Here is a 16,862-nt window from a genome sequence, read left to right on the forward strand (position 1 = left end):
GGCCGCCCGGGGTCGCGGGAGGGCGGACACGGGCCCTCCCCGCCCCCGGTCTCAGGAAGCCGGGCCGCCCGGGGCGTGGGCGCCGCCCCCGGCGCGGATCGCCGCGACGGCGGCGGTGTGCAGGGCGGCCGGGTCGCCGTGGTGGGGGAGGGGGCTGCCGGTGAGGGTGTACCACTCGTCGGCGTCCTTGTACTGGACGTCGAAGCGGACCAGGTCCCCGGCCACCGCCGTGGTGCGCAGGGTGAGCGGGCCGGTGATCACGCCGACCTCGTCGGTCATGGCGCCTCCCGGCCCGGCCAAGACCTCGTCCTGCCACTGCTTCGGGCCGGTCATGACGTACAGGTGTCCAGCATCGTGGTGAGCATCTTCTTCTCCGGTTCGGTGACGGTCAGTCCGTAGGAGGATTTGACGGTGGTCCAGGCCCGTCCGTACTGGCACCAGCTCGCCCTGTCCGGCGGCTGCCACAGGTCGGGGCTCTGGTCGCCCTTGGAGCGGTTCGAGGCAGCGGTCACGGCCAGCAGCTGAGGACGGGTCAGGTCGTTGGCGAACGCCTTGCGCTTCGCGGCGTCCCAGCCGGACGCGCCGGACCGCCAGCCCTCGGCCAGCGGCACCATGTGGTCGATGTCCATCGCGGCGGCTTCGCTGACCACCACCCCGTCGTACAGGCTCTTCCACCTGCCGGACACCGCCCGGCACTCGGCGTCCTGCGCGACATCGGTTCCGTCGCGCTTGAGGACCACCTCGCGCGTGTCGCACTTGTCGCCCTGCTGCGCCCAGTGCGTGAACTTGTCGCGGCTGTACCCGGCCATCGTGCCGGCCGGCGCGACCTTCAGCCCGGCCAGCCGGCTGCGCGCCTCCGCGGCGCTGACCATGCCGGGCAGCACGTCCCCGCCGGCGGGCTTGGCGTCGCCGGCCGGCGGCGAGGACCGGGAAGCGGACGGCTTCGCATCGGGGTCCGGGCTCCCACCGGGCGCGTTCGGACCGGAACAGCCGGCCACCGCCAGCAGCAGCGCCGCCCCCAGAACCGCACCCGGCACCCGTATCTGACGCCCCATGACCCCACCCCACTACCGATCCGCGCCGTCAACGTCCCCTGAACACTACCCAGAACAGGACATTCAACCGGACGGCCACCCTCCGCACGGCGTTGTCAGTGCCCCTCGCTAGTCTCCCGGCATACCGCAGCTCAGGGGGGCTTTGACCCCGCTGTCAGGGCTGCGCGGAAACGGTCGGGACACGGGGAAGGGTACGCGCTGATGGCATGGCTGGCGGCGGGCGAGGGGTACGAGATCGCCCTGATCGAGGGGCGGGTGGCGGCGCGGTCCACCACCGGCCGGGCGGCGGGAAGGCAGTTGAAGACCCTGCCCCGCGCACTGAAGGACCATCCCGAGGTGGACCGGCTGCGCAGGCTCGCCGAATGGCTCGACCGGCACGCGGCGGCCTGCATCGCCCAGGTGGACACCTGGATGGTCTCCTCACTGCCGGTGCCGACGGCGCTGCTCGCCCGGCTCTGGCCCGACGCGGCCTGGCAGGACGCCCTGCGAGACCTGGCCGTCGTCGGCGAGGACCCGGACGAGGTGGGCTTCCTGCGGGACGCCACCGACTCCGGTGAGCTGAAGGTGGTGAACCTCGACGGAGAGACCGTACGGCTCTCCCCGCGCACCGTGACCCTGCCCCACCCGGTGCTGCTGCCCGACCTGGACGACGTACGGGAGTTCGCGGCCGAACTGGGCATCGCGCAGCGCGTCGAGCAGATCCACCGCGCCACCTGGCACAAGCCCGCGGAGCTCGCCGCCACCGCCACCGAGGTACGCGACTACGCGGGCGGGGCCTTCCCCACCCGCTTCAGCCTCGCGGCCCGGGCGACGGCACTGGGCTACCGGGTCTCCGGCGGCTACGCCACCTGCAAGGTCCGCGACGGCGGCCGCGGTACGGAGGCAGCGGTGTGGATCGGCGAACCCTACTACGACGAGGAAACCTCCACCGGCGCCCTCAACTGGCACGACGAGGAAGGCCGGGCGGTACGCCTGGCCGAGGTCGGACCGGTGGCCTGGTCCGAGGGCATGCGGATGGCCGCGGCGCTGTACGCCGGGCGCACGATCGAGGAGGGCAAGGACGCATGACCGCCACGACCACTTCCGCCGAGACCACCACCCCTACCGGAAAGAACGGTGCACGCGTGAGCGAGGCCGAACTGCTGCTCAAGGCCGGCGCCGTGCTGCCGCACGGCACCGAGGACGCGGGCCCGTCCGCCGTCGCGCTCACCGCCCGCGCCTACCGCCACCCCGCCCTCGGCGACGACCGCGTCGTCGTCCGGCTCGCCGCCGCCGAACTGGGCCCCGCCGAGGAGCTCGCCGCAGGCTTCCTCGGACTCGTCCTCGAGGAGGGGGAGCCGCCCGTGGTCGGCCTCGGGCAGCGCCAGGCCCTCGGTTTCCCCGAATGGGTCCTCGTGCACCACCCCGAGGACGGCCACCACGCACTCGCCGTGGTCCCCGAACTCGACCGGATCGCCCTCCAGGCCAAGACCAAGCCGAAGGCCGCCCTCGACGCCTGTCTCGAACTGGCCGGCCGGCTGGCCGCCTCCGTCCCGCACTTCCTGCCCGTCTTCCTGGAGCAGGCCGCCCGCACCTTCCTCGCCGTCGACAACACCACCTACGCGGCCCAGCTGTTCGGCCGCGCCCGGACCGCCGAAGCCCAGCACGGGCTGGCCGTCGACGAGGACCGCCTCGACGCCGTCTTCCTCGAATTCGCCCTCGCCGGCGCCCTGCCGGTGAAGGTGCTCACCGGCTACGGGAAGCAGCTGGCCCTGCGCGTCACCCCCGCCGAGGCCCACGCGCGCTTCCGCCGCCTGTGCATCCGCCGTACCGCCGGCGGGCTGCCGCCCTCCGCGCAGGCCACCACCGAGCTGCGCCGCCTCGCCCGGGCCGCGGGCCTCACCGGCACCAAACCCGAGCAGGACTACCTCGCCGAACTGCTGCCGCTGCCCGCCACCCTGCGCGCCGCGACCGGCTGGTGGAAGGCCCACCGCGGCGCACTCGTCGCGCTCGCCCGGCGGGTTCCCGCCGTACGCGGCACGCTCCTCACCCTGACCCCGCCCGGGGGCGGCGACAGCGTCGCGCTCACCGGCCTGTGGCTGGAACTCCTGGAGGAATCCGGCGCCACCGCCGGGCTCGTCTCCGAGGACCTGCCCCCCGAGCAGCAGTGCTCCGACGGCGCCGCCGGCTGGCTCGAACGCTTCCACGCCGCCCGCCACGCCGGCTGGGGCCTGCACCCCACCCCGCAGGTCCTGCTCGACCTCGTCACCCGCTGCGCGCCCCGGCTGCGTGCCGAACTCGCCCGCCCCGGCCGCGAAGCGGGCCTGCGCGTGGGCGTCGAGGACGCCGACCTCCTCGACCTTCTGCTCACCCTGGACATCCCCGTCGCCGACCCCGATCCGACGGACCGGCGCCACCGGCACGACCAGCTGAACCTGCGCGACTGGGCCCGCGCCGACCAGCGGCGCGAGCTGCTCGCCCTCGCCGCCGACGAGCGCTTCCACCCCGCGTTCCACCGCGCGCTGAACGCCCTCGGGGACGCCACCACCGGTACCGACATCGTCCAGGCCGTCGCCGCCTCGGCCGGCGGGCGCCCCCTGCTGACCGAGTGGATGCGCGGGGTCGCCCGCGCCTCCCGGGCCGCCGGGCTGCCGGGAATTCCCGACGCCATCCGGCGGCTCACCTGGCTGCCGGCCGAGGCTCTCGTCCTCGCCCCCGAGGACGTGGCCGCCGCGACCGCCCTCGACCTCGCCGAAACCCTCGCCCGTACGCTGCGCGGCGGCCTCTTCGAGGAACTGTCCTGGCCGGCCTGGGAGAGCGCCGTCGCCGAACTGACCCCCGGTCAGGGCCGCCAGGGCCTGACCGTGGCCGAGTCCTGGCCGTACCTGATCGTCGCCAACCAGGCCGAGGTCAGGGTCATCGACGCCGACTCCACCGTCCTCACCCACGACCTGCGCGTGCCGGCCGGCTCCGGGCACCGCCTCGGATTCCACTACGTCGACGGCGAACTGCTCGTCTTCTGGTCCGTCTGGAACACCGGCGAGGTCCAGGGCTACTGGCACACCTCACCGGGCACCGTGCTCACCCTGGACACCGACCGCAACCACTGGTCGCTGCGCTCCGAGCACGCCACCCTGCCGCTGCCGGACGGCGGCCGCGCCACCGGCGCCGGCGTCCTGCACCGCGGCGACACCCAGCTGCCGGCGGAGCGGGCCATGCTGTGCGACGGCACCTCGTACTGGGTGTGGCAGCAGCGGGACGCGGACACCGAGCGCGGCTGGTGCGAGTACGACCCCGCGAGCTCCACGTACGGCCGGCTCTCGCAGCCCGCCTTCCTGGCCGACGCCCTGCGGGGCCACCCGGAGAACGCCCGGCTCGCCGCGCACAGCTGCGCACTGCGGCCGGTCCCCGCGGTCGCCGGCTCCGTCCTCGGCACCCCGGCCGACGGGCTGCTCGGCTGGCGCCCTGTACGCCTCCCCGGCAGCGGCTGGCACGGCTCCGACACCGCCGGGCGCTCCGTCACCGTGCCCGAGGGCGGGAACATGCCCCTCGCGGCCCTGGCCTTCCCCGGCGACGACCGCCCCCGCGTCCTCACCCAGCACTGGCGGACCCTGAGCCTCTCCGACCCCGACGGCGTGGTCACCACCCAGACCCACGGCGACCACCGCCGGGAGACCTTCGCCACCGGCAGTGTCGACCTCCCGCCGCTCTCCCACTGGTACGCCCTGCGCCCGCGCGACCCCGAAGGCTCCGCCGCCCTGCGCGCCGCCGACCGGGACACCGTCGCCGCACTGCTCACCGCGGCCGCCGCCGCCGACAAGGCCGCCGACCTGCCCGACCTCGTGCGCGCGGCCCTGCCCCGGGTCACCGACCCGAAGCTGATCGGCGGCATCGTCGAGGTGCTCCGCTTCACCCTCACCCAGCGCAAGGCCCTCGACGCGGTCGCCGCCCGCCTGCGGCCTTCCGACGGCCCCGTCGAGGAGGCCGAACAGGGCCCCAGCGACCGTCTGATCGCCGACGCCCTGAGCGGCATCCTCGACGCCGGCTACTACCGCTGGGGCGGAGACAGCGACGCCACCCACCGCACCCTGCGCGACCTCGCGGCCGCCTGCGCGGACACCGGCGCCGCCGCCGTGCCCGGCCGGCTCCACTTCGACCTCCCCCTCGCGCCGTACACCAGCGTGCCGTGGACACCCCTGCTCGACCAGCCCGCCGCCGTCGCCTACCGCGCCGTCACCACCGGCGTCACCGACGAGCAGCGGGCGGCCCTGCTCACCCTGCTCGGCACGGTGGACGCCCTCGGCCTGGACTCCGCCGAAGGATCCGCAGCCCGCTGGCGCCGAGTCACCCTCCACCTCGACCAGCGCCACCTGGTCACCCCGGACGGCCACGACCGCAACCTCGCCCACCGCTGCGTCCTGCCGCTCGGCGGCGGCGCGGCCCTCGCCCTGACCGAGCACAGCGAGTCCGTCCCCGACGGGCACGAGTTCGGCGCCCTGCTCCACGACCCCGAAGGCCGCTTCGCCGTCCCCGGCCCCTACACGGCGCGCGGCAACGCCCCGCTCGGCGACCGCGACCGCGGCCCCGGCTGGCTCGCCGCCTTCCTCGGCGAGGCCGCCGCACGCGGCCCGGTGCCCTTCCACCCCGAAGCCGCCGAGGAGTTCGCCCGGCTCACCGGGGTCTCCGGCGCCCTCGCCCGGCTCGTCGTCGCCGGACTTCCGTACCTCGACGCCTGGCAGCGCAACTTCCTGCCGACCGAGCTGCGCACCACCCTCGGGCTCAAGGCCGCCGAGGCGGCGTCCGCCCGCGACGAGCTCCGGCTCCTCGCCCCCGAGGCCCGGCGCGCCGTCATCGCCGCCCTGCTGCCCGCCGACCCGGCCCGGCTGTGGAGCGACGGCCCCGACGCGGCGGCCGCCGCCCAGGAGTGGAACCGCCGTGTGGGCCGCCGCACCCCGGTACCCGACTGGCTGGCCTCCGAGGCGACGCGCGCCGTCCGCGGCGGCTGGCCCGCCCACCGGGCCCTCCCCGCCCTGCTCGACCCCGCCGCCTCGCGCACCCTCTCCACCGACGTGGCGTGGACCGTCAACGGCGACCACGCGGAAACGGCCGGGCCCGCAGAGGAACCCTTCACCGCCACCGTCCTGTGCACGGCCCTGGCCACCGCCGCGTGGCTGGCGCACCGGCTGCCCGCCGGCGACCCCGTACGAGCGGCCCTGCCGCCCGCGCTGACCGCCGTACGCCAGCGGCTCGCCGCGCCCGAACTCCTCCTGAGCTCCGGGAACTGGGTGAGCCTGCCCGACTTCCGCAAGGCCGCCGGCACGCCGACCGAGACCACCGGGACCTACGAGCGGTACGGCGCGGTCGTGCTGCCCACCCACGACAACAGCCCCCGGCCCGCCCTGCGCCCGGCCCTGCTCGACTCCACCGGCTCCGACCCCTACCTGCCGCTGCTGCGCTCCACCGACCAGGGGCTCAGCGGCCTGGAAGCGGCGCTGCGGGCCGCCCACGACCCGCGCTTCGCCGCCCTCCTCGCCGACCCCGGCGCCCCGGCGGCCGGCACCACCGACGCCGAAGGCACCTGGTGGCCGCAGGACCCGACCCGCTCGGTCCCCGAGCTGGTGGCGGAGGCCGCCGCCGCCCACGGCCTGGGCTCCGACGCGGCCGCCCTCTACCTCGCCCTGCTCGCCATGCCCGACCCCACCGACCGCAACACCGCCCGCTGGACCGGCTGGAAGCCGGCCCGCCTCAAGGCCGCGCGAGCCGAACTGGCCGCCACCGACCTCGTGGTGAGCGCCGACCGGAGCCGGGCCGGACGCTCGCTGTTCCTGCCGGGCGCCTGGGCCGACATGTCCGCCCCCGCCCTCCCGGTGGAGCAGTGGAAGCTCCCCATGTACGGGCTCGTCGCGGGCGCCGGACCGGTCTGCGGGGTGCTGCTCCCGGGCGAACCGGCCGCGGACCTCTACCGCCGGGCCTGGCAGCGGGTCCGCGAGGGCGACCGGCCCCGCTTCGAAGAGCTCAAGGTGAAGCGCACGCGGCCGCGCCGCCGCTGATCACCGCCCCCCGTACCCGTAGCGCAAAGGACCCGTCATGACCGTCACCGAACCAGCAACCGCCGCCCCCGCCCCCGCGGCCCGGCAGGTGCTCCCGGCCGAGGAGCGGTACGCCGCCGAACTCGCCTTCCTCGCCGCCCAGGACACCGGCCCCCGCCCGCCCGGCTGGGCCCTCACCCCGCGCGCCGTCGTCACCTTCGTGTGCGGCAGCGACGGCACCGAGCTCGCCCTCCCGGGACGCCGCCGGGCCGGGCTGCCGGCCAGACTGGCCATCGCGCCCAAGTTCGTCGGCGAACGCGCCCTCGTCGAGCGGTGCGTGGTCACCCTCGCCGGAGAGCGCGGCCTGCTGCTCACCGGCGAGCCCGGCACGGCCAAGTCGATGCTCTCCGAACTCCTGGCCGCCGCCGTCTGCGGTACCAGCGCGCTGACCGTGCAGGGCACGGCGGGCACGACGGAGGACGCCTTCCGCTACGGCTGGAACTACGCGCTGCTGCTCGCGCAGGGCCCCACGAGTCAGGCGCTGGTCGATTCCCCGGTGCTCTCCGCCATGCGCGCCGGGCGGGTCGCCCGCGTCGAGGAGATCACCCGCTGCCTCCCCGAGGTCCAGGACGCGCTCGTGTCCATCCTGTCCGACCGGCGCGTCAGCGTCCCCGAACTGACCGCCACCGAGGACGCGGTGGTCTCCGCGGCCCCCGGTTTCACCGTCATCGCCACCGCCAACCTGCGCGACCGCGGGGTCTCCGAGATGTCCGCCGCCCTCAAGCGGCGCTTCAACTTCGAGACCGTCGCCCCGATCGCCGACGCGGACGCCGAGGCCACGCTGATCCGCCGCCAGGCGGTCGCCGCCGTGGAGCGGGCGGGAGCGGCCTTCGGGGTCGACGACGCCGTGCTCGACGCGCTCGTCACCGTCTTCCGGGACCTGCGCTCGGGGCGCTCCGCCGAGGGCTGGGACGTCGAACGCCCGGGTACGGTCATGTCCACCGCCGAGGCCGTGCAGGTGGCGGCCTCGCTGGGGGTCTCGGCCGCCTACCTGCCGGGCGGGGACGTGCTCGACCTGCTGCCGGGGCACCTGCTGGGTGTCGTACGGAAGGACGACCCGGCCGACCACGGGCGGCTGCTCGGCTACTGGGACGGCCCGGTCCGCCGCCGGGCCGAGGACGGCTCGGCGATGTGGCGCCGCCTGTGGGACCTGCGCGGGAGCCTGCGGTGACGCCGGCGACCGGTCCGCGCGCCGCCGATCCGCGGGCGGCCAATCCGCGGGTGGCCGATCCGCGGGTGGCCGTCGACGCGCTCGCGTCGTCCCGCACGCCGTACCTGCTCGGGGTACGCCATCACAGCCCCGCGCTGGCCGCGGTGGTCCCGGCGCTCCTCGATGCCTGCGGGGCGGAGGTGGTCTGCGTCGAGCTGCCGGCCGACTTCCAGCCGTGGATCGAGCACCTGGCCGACCCCGAAACCGTCGCCCCGGTCGCCCTGGCCGGCGAGGGCGCGGACGGCCGACTGGCGTTCTACCCGTTCGCGGACTTCTCCCCGGAACTGGCCGCCATCCGCTGGGCCCACCGGACCGGCGCGTCCGTCGTCTGCTGCGACCTCCCCCTGTCCGCCCCCGGCTGGAGCACCCCGGCGCACGCGCCGCCGACCCAGCCTCCGGACCACGTGCCGGGCCCGGCTCCGGCTCGGGCTCCGGCTCCGGCTCCGGCCGGAGATGACGCGTCGGTGGCGGCCCCGGGTGCGGACGCCGGCTCGGAGCCGGGCTCCGGCCCGGTCTCCGGCGCAGACCTGGGCCCGAGGGGCGGCGGCTCCTTCGCGGACGCACTCACCGCCGCCGGCACCGGGCGTGACGGCGACGACCTGTGGGACCGCGCGGTCGAGGTCCTCGCACCGGGCTGCTCCCCGGAAGCGGTACGCCGGGCGGCGCTCGGCGTCGGCTGGGCCCTGCGCGCGGACGCCCCGGCCGTCGGGGCACGGGACCTGGCCCGCGAGGCCCACATGCGGGAGGTGATCGCGACCGCCTCCGCCGCGGGCCACCGCGTGGCGGCGGTGATCGGGGCGTTCCACGCCCCGGCCCTCACCGCGCCCGCCCCTTCCGTTCCGGCCCAGGCCGAGGACGGCGCGCTCGCGGCGGGTGGTGCGGAGAGGGCGGCCGGTGCCGACGCGGCCGTGGCCCTTCACGGAATAACCCCCGCAGGGGGCACCGGTGGGTCGGGTCCGGTGCCCGCCGGAGGCGAGGCCGTCACCTCGTTCGTGCCGTACTCCTTCGACCTGCTCGATGCCCGTTCCGGGTATCCCGCCGGGATTCGGGATCCGCTGTGGCAGCAGGCCGTGCTGCAGGCCGGCGGTGATCCCGGGCGGCTGCGCGAGGCGGCCTCCGTCGCCGTCACCGGCGTGTGCCGGGAGCTGCGCCGCGCCGGGCACACCGCCGGCACCGGCGAGGCCGCCGAGACCCTGCGGCTCGCCTGTGACCTCGCCGTCCTGCGCGGGCTCCCCGCGCCCGGCCGCGGCGAGCTCATCGAGGCCGTCACCACCGTCCTCGGCCAGGGCGAACCGCTCGGCCGGGGCCGGGCCCTGGCCCGCGCCCTGGAAGCCGTCCTCGTCGGCACCGCACGCGGGCGGATCACCCCGCACGCGCCCCGCTCCGGCCTCGGCCCCTCCGTCGAGGCCGAGCTGGCGGCACTGCGCCTGCCCGGCCCCGACGACCCCGCCTCCCGCGAGGTCCGCCTCGACCCGCTGCGCTCCGCGCTCGACGCCCGACGCGAGGTGCTGCTCCAGCGGCTCCTCGTCTGCGGCGCGTCCTACGGGGAACCCCTCGAGGTGTCCGCGACCGGCGACGCCACCGCCCTCGGCACCAAGTGGCGCCTGTCCTGGACGCCTTCCGTCCCCGCCCGGCTGGACCTGGCCGGGGTCCGCGGCGTCACCGTCGAACAGGCGGCCGCCGGAACCCTCCGCGACACCGCGCGCCGCGCCGCCGCCGAAGGGGGTCCGACCCCGGCGCAGATCCTCGCCGGGCTGGCCGCGGCCGCACGGTGCGATCTGCCCGCGCTGGTCGACGTACGACTCCACGAGGCGACCACCACCCTTCCGCAGACCGCCACCCTGCCCGAACTCCTCGACGCCCTCGACCTGTTGGAGGCCCTGCGCCGCGGACACCTCCCCGGGGCCTCGCCCGCCGCACGGACCACGGCCGCCACGCTCACCGGCGACCTGCTCGAAGCCGCCGTACGCACCCTGCCCGGCCTCGCCGGCAGCGACGACCCCGCCGACGCCGGCGCCCTCGTGGCCCTCGCCGACCGGGCCGCCGCCCGCCACCTCGGCCTGCGCACCGACGAGGCCCTCGCCGAACTGGCCTCCTCCGGCTCGCCGTTGATGCAGGGCGCTGCCCTGGCCGTACGGGTCCTCCTCGACCTCGACCCCGCCACCCGCCTCGGCGAGCGCGCCGCCGGATGGATCGACGGCGCCACCGCCCCCGACACCCGGCGTGCCCTGGCCCGCCGGCTCGGCGGGCTCCTCACCGCCGCCGGACCGCTCCTCCACTCCTCCCCGGCCGCCCTCACCCCGCTCCTCGACCGCGTCGAGCACCTCACCGACGAGGACTTCCTTCACCGCCTCCCCGCCCTGCGCGGCGGCTTCGACGCCCTTGCCCCCGCCGCCCGCGGCCGGCTGCTCGACACCGTCACCGAGCGGCTCGGCGACCGCATCGACCTCGCGCTCGACGCACCGGCCGCGCTGCTCGCCCTGTGGACCGCCGCCGACGCGGCCGGGCTCGCCGCGCTCAAGGACCTCCCGCTGCCCGGGGCTCCGGCACCGGCACGGGTACCGGCTCCGGCTCCGGCACCGGTTCCGGAGCCGGAAGCCCCCGACGCCCCGGGGCGGCCCTCCGCCCCCGCGGGGCGGCGACTGGCGCCCGCCGACCGCTGGCGGCTCCTCCTCGGTCGCGAACGCGACCGGCTCCCCGCCGGCGCACGCCGCTACGCCCACGCCCTCGACGAGCTGTACGGCGCCGGACGCGGCGAGGGCGCCTGCGACCTCGACGGCGGCGGGGGGCCCGGGCAGGGCGGCGGCCAGGAGGCCTCCTTCCCCACCGCCCGCGAGTGGTCCGAGGAGCTGGAAGCCCTCTTCGGTACCGACGTCCGGGAAGAGGTGCTGGCCGGAGCGGCCGAAGCGGGCCGCACCGACGTACTGGCCCAGCTCGACCCGGCGGCCGTACGGCCCTCCGTGGAACTGCTCGGCTCCGTCCTGTCCCTGGCCGGCGGCATGCCGGAGGCCCGTCTCGCCCGCCTGCGCCCCCTGGTCAGGCGGCTGGTCGACGAACTGGCCAAGGAACTCGCGACCCGGCTGCGCCCCGCCCTCTCCGGCCTCGCCACTCCGCGCCCCACCCGCCGCCCCGGAGGCCGCCTCGACCTGGCCCGCACCCTGCGCGCCAACCTCGCGCACACCCGGCGCCGGCCCGACGGCAGCGTGGTCGTGGTCCCGGAGCGCCCCGTCTTCAGCACCCGGGCGAGCCGCGAGGCCGACTGGCGGCTGATCCTGGTCGTCGACGTCTCCGGCTCCATGGAGGCCTCCGTCATCTGGTCGGCCCTGACCGCGGCCGTGCTGGGCGGCGTACCGACCCTGTCCACGCACTTCCTCGCCTTCTCCACCCAGGTCGTGGACCTCACCGACCGCGTCGACGACCCGCTCTCCCTCCTCCTGGAGGTCCGCGTCGGCGGCGGCACGCACATCGCCGCCGGCCTCGCCCACGCCCGCTCCCTCGTCACCGTCCCCAGCCGCACCCTCGTCGTCGTGGTCAGCGACTTCGAGGAGGGCGCCCCGATCGGCTGCCTCCTCGGCGAGGTCCGCGCACTCGCCGCCTCGGGCGCCCACCTGCTGGGCTGTGCCGCCCTCGACGACGCGGGAACGCCCCGCTACTCGGTACCCGTCGCACGGCAACTCGTCGCGGCGGGCATGCCGGTGGCCGCCCTCAGCCCCCTCGCCCTCGCCCGCTGGGTGGGCGACCGTCTCCGTGGAGAGCCCCGTTGAGCCCGATGCACCCGCACCTGCCGCCGGTGGCGCCCGAGGTGCTCGCCGAGGCGGTGGAGAACCTCAGCGCCCGGCTGCGCAAGAAGCTCGACGCCGCCACCGAGAGCTGCGCGGCGAACGCCGTCCGCGCGGAGGACGGCAGCGTCACCCTCCGCTTCGGCGAGGACGCCGTCGTCACCCTCACGCCGGGGCCCGAGGGAGCCATCAGGGGGGCCGAACAGGCCGTGTGCACCTGCCTGCTGGCGCCGCGCTGCCTGCACCGGGCCGCGGCTCTGGGCGCGGCCCCGCTCGCGGAGGGGGCGCCACCGGTGACGGCTGAACCGGTGTCGGCCGAGCCCGCCGCACAAGCCGTTGCCGCCGTTCTCACCGAAGCCCAGCTGGCCGCCGCGGCTGCGCTCTGGCAGGCGGCGGCCGAGGCCCTCGCCGCCGGAGTCACCGCCGGCGGGGCCGTGGTCCAGGCCGAGTTGCTGCGGGCCGCCCACACCGCCCGGCTCGCCGGACTGCACCGCGCCGAGGCCGCCGCGCTACGGGTGGTACGGGGCCTGCGCGCCGCCCGGGACCGGCTGGCCGCCCAGCGGCTCGGCGACCTCACCGCGGCGTTCCGCGAACTCCTCCACACCGCCGGTCTGTTGGCCACCGGTTCCGCCGGACCCGCGCTCACCGGAACCGCCCGCCGCGCCTACGCGGCCGGCGGCAGCCTCGAGGTGTACGGCCTGTGCCGCGAACCGGTGCTCTCCGCCACCGGATACGGGGGAGTGGTCACCCACCTCCTCGCTCCGGACGGCTCCCGCTACTCGGTCTCCGACGTGCGCCCCGGCGGCCTCGCCCGCGCCCGCGGGGCCGCTACGGCCTCGGTGGCCCTTGGCGGAGCCACCCTCGACCACGCCGGACTCGCCCGCGGGGGCCTGCGCATCGTCGGCGCGACCGTCTCCGCGGAAGGCCGGATCGGGGCCGGACGCGAGGTCAGGGCCACCCCGCTGCGCGGCACGCCCTGGACCGCAGGGCCCGCCGCGGCCCTCTTCTCCCGCCCGGCCTCCGAGGCGGTCGCCGAAGCCCTCGCCCGCCTCCAGGCCGACCCGGAGGGCGCCGACCCCGGCCTGCTCGGCTGCGAGGTCACGGTCGTCGGCGCCGCCGGCGAACACCTCCTGGCCCGCGAGGAACGGCCCGGCGCCCCCCTGCTGCGGCTGCGACCCGCGCACCCCCACCCGGAGCTTGCGCACACCGAGAACCTGCGCCGCCTCGCCACCTACCCCGGACTGCGGCTGCGCGTCCTCGGCCGCCCCGACCTGGACCGGGCCGCCACCCTGCGCCCCCTCGCGGTGGGACCCGTACCGGATGCGGAGTACACCCTGCGGCTCCCCGAGGAGTGGCTGGAACGCGCCGACCTCGGCTACGACCGTCTCCAGGGCGCCCACTTCCCGCCCCGGCAGACCGACCCGGCCCCCGAGGGGGCACCGGCCGCCCCGGACCCGCTCGCCGACTCCCCGCTGTGGCGCGTACGCCGCCTCCTGGAGACCGGCGTCGCGGGCGGCCGGCGCGCCCTGGCCGAAGCGGCACGCGGCACCGAACCCGCCGCCACGCACGGCCCGCTGCGCCGCGCCGGGCTCACGGCGGCCGCGGACCTCTCCGCCGCCCTGGCCTCCGAGGCCGACCGCCGCCCCCGCGACGCCTTCGGCCGCCTCGCCGACCCCTCGGCCGACGCCTACGCCTGGGCCTGGCTGGCCTCGGCCACCCACCTCGCAGCGGCGGAACGCTCCTTGGTGGCCGCCTCCTGGTCGGGCTGACCGAACCAGGCCCGCAGCACACCGAAGTCCGCCTCCGCGAGCCCCCGGCCGGGATCCACCCGGTGGAGGAGCGACCGTCCGGGATGCCGGGCGGCCACCCAGGCCCGGTCGGCGGCGCTGATCTCGTCGTCCACCCATACGAAGTCCCGTCCTGCGGCGTGCGCCAGCAGGGCGGGGGTCTTCCAGTGGATCCCGCCCGTCCCGTCCTCGCCGGAGGAGGGCTCCGGCCAGGCCACCACGGGCAGCTCGGGCAGGCCGAGGCGGGGCGCGATGCACTCGTTCGCCTCGTCCATCCAGGTCGTCGCCCACACCAGCTCGCACGGCAGCGCCGCCAGCCGTGGGCCGAGAGCCGGATCCACCCGGGCGAGCAGGGGATTGGGGTCGTCACCGGCCGCGGGGTACGGGCCCGCGCCGAACGGGATGAGAGGCCCATCGACGTCGAGGAAGAGGAGCGGGCGGGCCGCGAAACCGGTCATGACGCCACCGTAGCCCGCGAAGGGGAACCGGGAGCGGTGCGATTGCCTCTTCCTGGCCGAGGGGGATGACCATGACGAAGGCAGCGGTTTCCGGGACGGCCGGGCGAGCGGTGGTGGCGGGGCTCCTGTGCGTCCTGCTGGGGGCGTGCGGGACGACGACGTCCGGGGGGCAGTCGGCGGGCCCGGCCCCGGTGCCCGCCCTCACCCCGACGGATTGCGGGCTCGGCCACACGACGGACGAGACGACGGACGAGGGCAGTGGGGGCGACGCCGGACCGCCCACCGATCAGGAGACGGGTGGGTACGCGGGTCCGCCCACCGATGAGGAGACCGGGGGGTATGCCGGGCCGCCTACCGATGAGGAGACGGGTGGGTACGCGGGTCCGCCCACCGATGAGGAGACGGGTGGGTACGCCGGGCCGCCCACCGATGAGGAGTCCGGCGGTTACGTCGGGCCGGCCACCGACGGGGAGATGGCCAACGGCGGAGGCCCCTGCGGGTCGGCGGACTGGTTCGACATGACCCGGGACTTCAAGGCCTACCTCGACGGCCACCTCACCAAGGGCGACGACGGTCTCCTCCACCGGAACGCCGTCAAGGAGGTACGTGTCCGCAAGGTGAGCGCGGCCGGCGAAGCGAAGGTCACCTTCTCCGCCGCCAACCTCACCGACGAGGCCCACGGGCAGGCGGCCCGCCGGCTGGCCGAGTTGTTCACCGCCTGGCGGCACGAGGTCTACGGGGACGGGGGCACGCTGACGATCCGGACCACGAACGGCTCGGTGCTCGTCAGCCGCCCGTGGTGACTCCCGGCCACCGCGCGTCCCACAGGCCGCAGTGGTGTGCGGCCCGCGCGTCCACCGTCCGGACCCCGTCCGGTCCCGGCGCCAGGGACAGCACCGAGCCGGGCGCCCCGTAGCGCGGCCACTCGGGCGCGCCCGCGGCCCCCGGCACGCCGGTCCGGGCGAAGCGCGTCCAGTAGCCGGTCATCCGGTCCGCGAGCCCGCGCTGCGCGTCCGTCAGGGGCGCCAGCGTGAACAGGTAGGGCAGTTCGAAGCCGTGCGAGGCGCCGTACGGCAGCTCCGGTACCTCCGGCAGGCCGGTGAAGTTGGGCGCGCCGCCGTCGCTGAACAGGTAGGCGTACGTCGGCACGTGCCGGGCCAGCGCGCCGCTGTCCCGCAGCGAAGGGCAGGTGAACGAGGCGTCGGACAGTACGGCCGCCCACGCGGCCGCCGGCGTCGGGTACCGGGACACCGGGTAGGCCGCCTCGACGGCCCGCGCGGCGCCGGTCCCGAAGGACCGCTCCAGGCGGGCCCGGTAGGCCCGCTCGTCGCCGATCGGCTCCGCGGCAAGCGTCTGCGCGACAAAGATCCGCATCTCGTCACGGGTCGTGCCCTGCACCACCGGCACCCGGTGGAACCGGCCGGCCTCCAGCGCCCGCCGGGGATCCAGCGGCAGCAGGGCGTTGCCGTGGGAGACGGTGGAGAACGTCTGCGTCAGCTCCGGGGTGGCCAGCGTCCGCGCGTCCAGCCGGCGCAGGCAGTCCAGAACCCCGGCAGTGTCGCCGCAGCCGAGCCGGGCCGCCGCCGCGACGCCGTCGGCGACGGTGCGCGACTGCGGCGCGAAGGGCTCGTAGGCCCCCTGGCCGGGCAGCAGGGAGCGCGGGGGCATCGTCGTCGAGCACGATCCGCTCTGCACGATCGCCCGGTGGAACAGGCCCGCCGACGCCGGCGAGGTGAGGTGCGCGCAGACGCTGAGGGCGCCCGCCGACTCGCCGAACACGGTGACGTTGCGCGGATCCCCGCCGAACCGGCCCGCGTTCGCCCGCACCCAGCGCAGCGCCGCCTGCTGGTCGGCCAGGGCGAAGTCGGGGGCTCCGCCGAGTTCCGGATGGCCGAAGAGGCCGAAGACGCCCAGCCGGTAGTTGACGGTCACGACCACGGCGTCGCCCCCGGCGGCCGGCCGCTCGGGCCGGTACTGATCCCCCGAGCCGTTGACGAAGCCCCCGCCGTGGAACCAGACCATGACCGGCCGGGCCCCGCTCCGGCCGACACCGCCCGAGGGCGCCGTGACGTTGAGGTGGAGGCAGTCCTCCGAGCCGCTCGGCGCGCCGGGCCCGATCGCGGGCAGTTGCACGCACTGCGCGCCGGGGGCCCCGGCGTCGCGGACGCCCTCCCAGCGCGGCGCCGGCTCCGGCAGCTTCCAGCGGCGGGCGCCGACCGGGGGAGCGGCGTACGGAATGCCCTCGAAGGTGCTGTACGCACCGTGGTCCCGGCCGCGTACCCGCCCGGCCTCGGTGTCCACGACGGGCCGGGTCGGGCCGGCCGCCCCGGCCACGAGCAGCGGTACGACGGTCAGCGACAGCATCCAACGGCGGCCGGACGTACGCAGGTCGGGCACGGGTGACGCCCTTTCGCCGGGGAGCCGGGGCGGCCCCGTTTGCCCGCCCGAATGGCGCAGTGGGCGAAACTGGGCCTAAATGTAACAAAGCGTGCGCTTCCCATGACG

10 protein-coding genes are annotated in these 16,862 nt (G+C 76.7%); 6 read left to right on the forward strand and 4 right to left on the reverse strand.

What is annotated here, in order from left to right; all coding sequences use genetic code 11:
* Positions 1-51 precede the first annotated feature (51 nt).
* Positions 52-333 carry a hypothetical protein gene (locus ACIP5M_RS06285; protein ID WP_401192603.1) on the reverse strand — a complete coding sequence of 94 codons (282 nt, stop codon included), beginning with the start codon at positions 331-333 and terminating at the stop codon, positions 52-54.
* Entirely contained in the window at positions 330-1,055 is a 726-nt protein-coding gene (locus ACIP5M_RS06290) for an HNH endonuclease family protein (RefSeq protein WP_401192606.1), read from the reverse strand. The genes ACIP5M_RS06285 and ACIP5M_RS06290 overlap by 4 nt, the downstream gene beginning before the upstream one ends.
* A gap of 201 nt (positions 1,056-1,256) precedes the next feature.
* Here ACIP5M_RS06290 and ACIP5M_RS06295 point away from each other — a divergent pair, with 201 nt between their 5' ends.
* From ACIP5M_RS06295 to ACIP5M_RS06315, 5 genes are read left to right on the forward strand one after another with little or no spacing between them, the layout of a single operon-like run.
* Positions 1,257-2,123, forward strand: coding sequence for a DUF4132 domain-containing protein (locus ACIP5M_RS06295; protein ID WP_401192609.1), 867 nt, complete (start codon positions 1,257-1,259; stop codon positions 2,121-2,123).
* Positions 2,120-7,084 (forward strand): DNA-binding protein, encoded by a 4,965-nt coding sequence (locus ACIP5M_RS06300; protein ID WP_401192612.1) that lies wholly within the window; start codon positions 2,120-2,122, stop codon positions 7,082-7,084. The genes ACIP5M_RS06295 and ACIP5M_RS06300 overlap by 4 nt, the downstream gene beginning before the upstream one ends.
* Before the next feature lie 37 nt (positions 7,085-7,121).
* The gene (locus tag ACIP5M_RS06305) at positions 7,122-8,294 is read left to right on the forward strand and encodes an AAA family ATPase (protein ID WP_401192615.1); all 1,173 of its coding nucleotides are present in this window, start codon (positions 7,122-7,124) and stop codon (positions 8,292-8,294) included.
* The gene (locus ACIP5M_RS06310) at positions 8,291-12,097 is read left to right on the forward strand and encodes a DUF5682 family protein (protein WP_401192618.1); all 3,807 of its coding nucleotides are present in this window, start codon (positions 8,291-8,293) and stop codon (positions 12,095-12,097) included. The genes ACIP5M_RS06305 and ACIP5M_RS06310 overlap by 4 nt, the downstream gene beginning before the upstream one ends.
* 5 nt (positions 12,098-12,102) lie before the next feature.
* Positions 12,103-13,881, forward strand: a complete 1,779-nt coding sequence (locus ACIP5M_RS06315; protein WP_401193536.1) for a hypothetical protein — start codon at positions 12,103-12,105, stop codon at positions 13,879-13,881.
* On the opposite strand, the gene ACIP5M_RS06320 is transcribed toward ACIP5M_RS06315, so the two are convergent.
* Positions 13,800-14,357 (reverse strand): HAD domain-containing protein, encoded by a 558-nt coding sequence (locus ACIP5M_RS06320; RefSeq protein ID WP_401192621.1) that lies wholly within the window; start codon positions 14,355-14,357, stop codon positions 13,800-13,802. The two genes, ACIP5M_RS06315 and ACIP5M_RS06320, sit on opposite strands and share 82 nt — an antisense overlap.
* A gap of 71 nt (positions 14,358-14,428) precedes the next feature.
* On the opposite strand from ACIP5M_RS06320, the gene ACIP5M_RS06325 reads away from it, so the two are divergent.
* Positions 14,429-15,160 carry a hypothetical protein gene (locus ACIP5M_RS06325; protein WP_401192624.1) on the forward strand — a complete coding sequence of 244 codons (732 nt, stop codon included), beginning with the start codon at positions 14,429-14,431 and terminating at the stop codon, positions 15,158-15,160.
* Here the strand turns inward: ACIP5M_RS06325 and ACIP5M_RS06330 are convergent.
* Positions 15,144-16,754: a carboxylesterase/lipase family protein gene (locus tag ACIP5M_RS06330; RefSeq protein ID WP_401192627.1), complete on the reverse strand. Its 1,611-nt coding sequence runs from the start codon at positions 16,752-16,754 to the stop codon at positions 15,144-15,146. The two genes, ACIP5M_RS06325 and ACIP5M_RS06330, sit on opposite strands and share 17 nt — an antisense overlap.
* Positions 16,755-16,862: the final 108 nt, after the last annotated feature.

The sequence above is a fragment of the Streptomyces sp. NPDC088762 genome (assembly GCF_044750905.1).
Taxonomy (GTDB): Bacteria; Actinomycetota; Actinomycetes; order Streptomycetales; family Streptomycetaceae; genus Streptomyces.